Below are 2,672 nucleotides of genomic sequence, written 5' to 3'. Positions count from 1 at the left end.
CGGTTTAATGTCGCAGTCACAGGGCTGAATATAGTTGTCTACCTCAAGATTCTGCGGGAACAGCTCGTAAGCTTTTTCTATTAATTTGTCAAATTGTTCCTGAATGTCAGTTGTCATAACATTTCCTTAATTGTCAGTGTGTTGCATTGTGCAAAAAGTGAATGTGCCCGTATTGCCTGTGTTTCTGTTTGTGAGCAGGCTGATTCCCAAAGCTGTTGCCAGTGAATTTCATCGTTTGGTATTAAACACTTGGCGGCAACGTAATAGAGTATGGCTCGCTGTTGCGTCAGTCCTTGTAAATAGGCCAGATTAGTCTGCTGCAAAACAAAAGCAGGCAGGGTGTTTTTATTTACCTGACAGCGTTCAGCTAGGTTTTCCTGAATAAAATCAATTGTCTTAAGTACGTGGCGTTGTTGCGCTTGTTGATCAAACAGTTCGCACAAGCGGCGATTGAGCGTGACAGGCGTGGGTTTTGCCTGCCGGACGTTTTCAGTGATGGTGATAATGTGGCGGGTATCGGGTTTATCACCATAGAACCACATTGAGTTGATCCCTTGCATAAAATGGGCTAATGGCCCGTCGGACAGGGTATTAAGCAGTGTTGTCAGTGTGTTGGGATGATAGAAACGGAAAAATGCCCACGCCTGAGTCAGCTCATTTTTTAAATAGGTGAACTTACGCAGATGATTTAGCAGCATTTCAAAAGGTTGTTCGCTTTGGATAAACAAGCTCAACTCTGCCCGGTTATCGGCATTCATAATGTATCGTTGTAGCGCTGGCTGATTACTACTGTCTTTATGCAGTTCAACCAGATAAGGGGCGCTATCTTCCAGTGAAACTTGAGTTTCTCCCTGAAACAGTCCTTGCCAGCGTAAGGAGGAAGCGAGCAGATCAGGAATGATAAATCGTCCTGCCTGTTGATATACTGCCGCGTCAATGACCGCGTAGAGATGTTCGTTATCTCCAACAGGTATATCAGTGGCTTGAGTCAATATTAGATCACCACGAGCGGCAGGCAGCGGAGAGTCAATATTTTCCTGTTGTACCAATATTACGGGTTGTTGATCGCTTATCTGTTGGATATGGCGTATTAACCGTAATTCGGGGAGAGTGCTTTCCATCAAATAGGTCTGTAAGGCAATAATGTCTTGGTATTGACCGTTTGCTATTCCGAAACCAATAACGTAATTGCACAGCTTTGTTAGTGCCTCGTATTCAGTCGGCGCATAGATTAATGCTTTGGCTGAATATTGTCCGGCAGGATGTTTTTCATTACCTGTCGCTTGGTAGGTGCAATTGGCAACCCAGTAATAGGCTGAATTAAATGAGGATTGCGTTTTCACTCTGATGTTTCCTTCTGTGCATCGGCTTTTCCTTTGCAATCCTGAGCGATGGGCTGTCCTTCATTGGCTGCACCGGTCAATGTTGGCACGGTGCCTGCGCTTCCCCCTTGCACTACCACCGGGCCTTTCAGAAAGATGTTGCCGTTTAGTGTGATGCCTTGAGCATCCAGAGTGATGCTTCCTGCCTTACCTCTGAGGATCACTGTATCGCTGGCTTGCAGGGTATGTATTTTGGTGTGTGAGTGAATGCCTTTAATGACATTTAATTGGTAATTGCCTTTGATATCACTCTGTTTGTTTTCACCAATTTGTTGGAAATGGGAGGCGTAGATCTCTTCCTTCCAGCTATTGTTGATCCGGGTAATTTTGTCTTTCTCAATGGTTTCGAATTGATTTTTATCCACCTGAATATGTTGTTCATTCATGATGCGGATAAATTCATCATTGCCGATTTTATGCCGCCGATCATTCATGACCGTGTGACTTTCGTCGTTCTCTATTTTTTGTGTCTTATCGTGGTTGATTTGGATCAGTTGATCACGTTGAGCGTGGATATAAATCTCTTCCCGTCCTTTTTCATCCTCAAAACGCAATTCGTTAAAGCCGTTACCTTTATGCGTTTTGGTTCTGAACGTAGTGCGCGTCTTTTCCGCGGGTAAATTCAGTGGAGGGCGGTTAAGGCCGTTGTAAGTACATCCGGTAATAATAGGCCGGTCAATATCGCCGTTGAGATAGGAGATAATCACTTCCTGACCGACTCGCGGTGTTGCCAGAAAACCAAATCCGTTGCCATTCCACCCTTGTGCAACCCGTACCCAGCAAGAAGCCTGATCATCAGGCGCATCATAACGGTTCCAGTGAAAGTGAACGCGAACCGCGCCATCTTTATTAACGTAAATTTCTTCAGTGCCTGGCCCGACAACCGTTGCAATTTCATCGCCGTCGGCCAATGGTTTATAGCGGTATGGCGGACGCCAATCGTTGCGGCCTGGAATGAACTGGGTGTGTGAATTCAGAGTGGTGCCGGTTCCGTTATCGCCTAAAACGGCGGGGACATACCCTATGTGTTGGGAAGAGACGACTTGCCAGCGGTCATTCATGGCGTCAATCGGGTGGTTGGTTAGTGTAAAAATTCTGCCGGGCATTAACCGAATACAATTACTGTCCGCTTGCCCTGATTTGCTATCAACACGCAAAGCTTCCAGCCGATATTGGGTCAACGGAATGCCCTCTTTGTCTTTCTGAAAACGGCCGTAACTTTCAAAAATATGAAATGGCGTGCCGTTCTCCGCTTCAAAATCCGTGGCGTTATGCTGTAAAGCGTAATTG

General features: G+C 45.7%; 2 protein-coding genes. Both read right to left on the bottom strand.

Features of this window, described 5'->3' with window-relative positions:
- Window positions 1-113 precede the first annotated feature (113 nt).
- A complete protein-coding gene (locus ACGF49_RS24305) occupies window positions 114-1,343 on the bottom strand; it encodes a DUF4123 domain-containing protein (protein ID WP_271858856.1) in 1,230 nt (409 codons plus the stop codon).
- On the bottom strand, window positions 1,340-2,672 hold a 1,333-nt coding region (tssI, locus tag ACGF49_RS24300; RefSeq protein ID WP_387493236.1), incomplete at its 5' end, for a type VI secretion system tip protein TssI/VgrG. The genes tssI and ACGF49_RS24305, both read right to left, overlap by 4 nt.

This window comes from Photorhabdus sp. RM96S, from assembly GCF_042879335.1.
In the GTDB taxonomy this organism is placed as follows: Bacteria; Pseudomonadota; Gammaproteobacteria; order Enterobacterales; family Enterobacteriaceae; genus Photorhabdus; species Photorhabdus kayaii.
The sequence above is the reverse complement of the archived record's forward strand: the minus strand, read 5'-3'. Positions and strand labels throughout refer to the sequence as shown.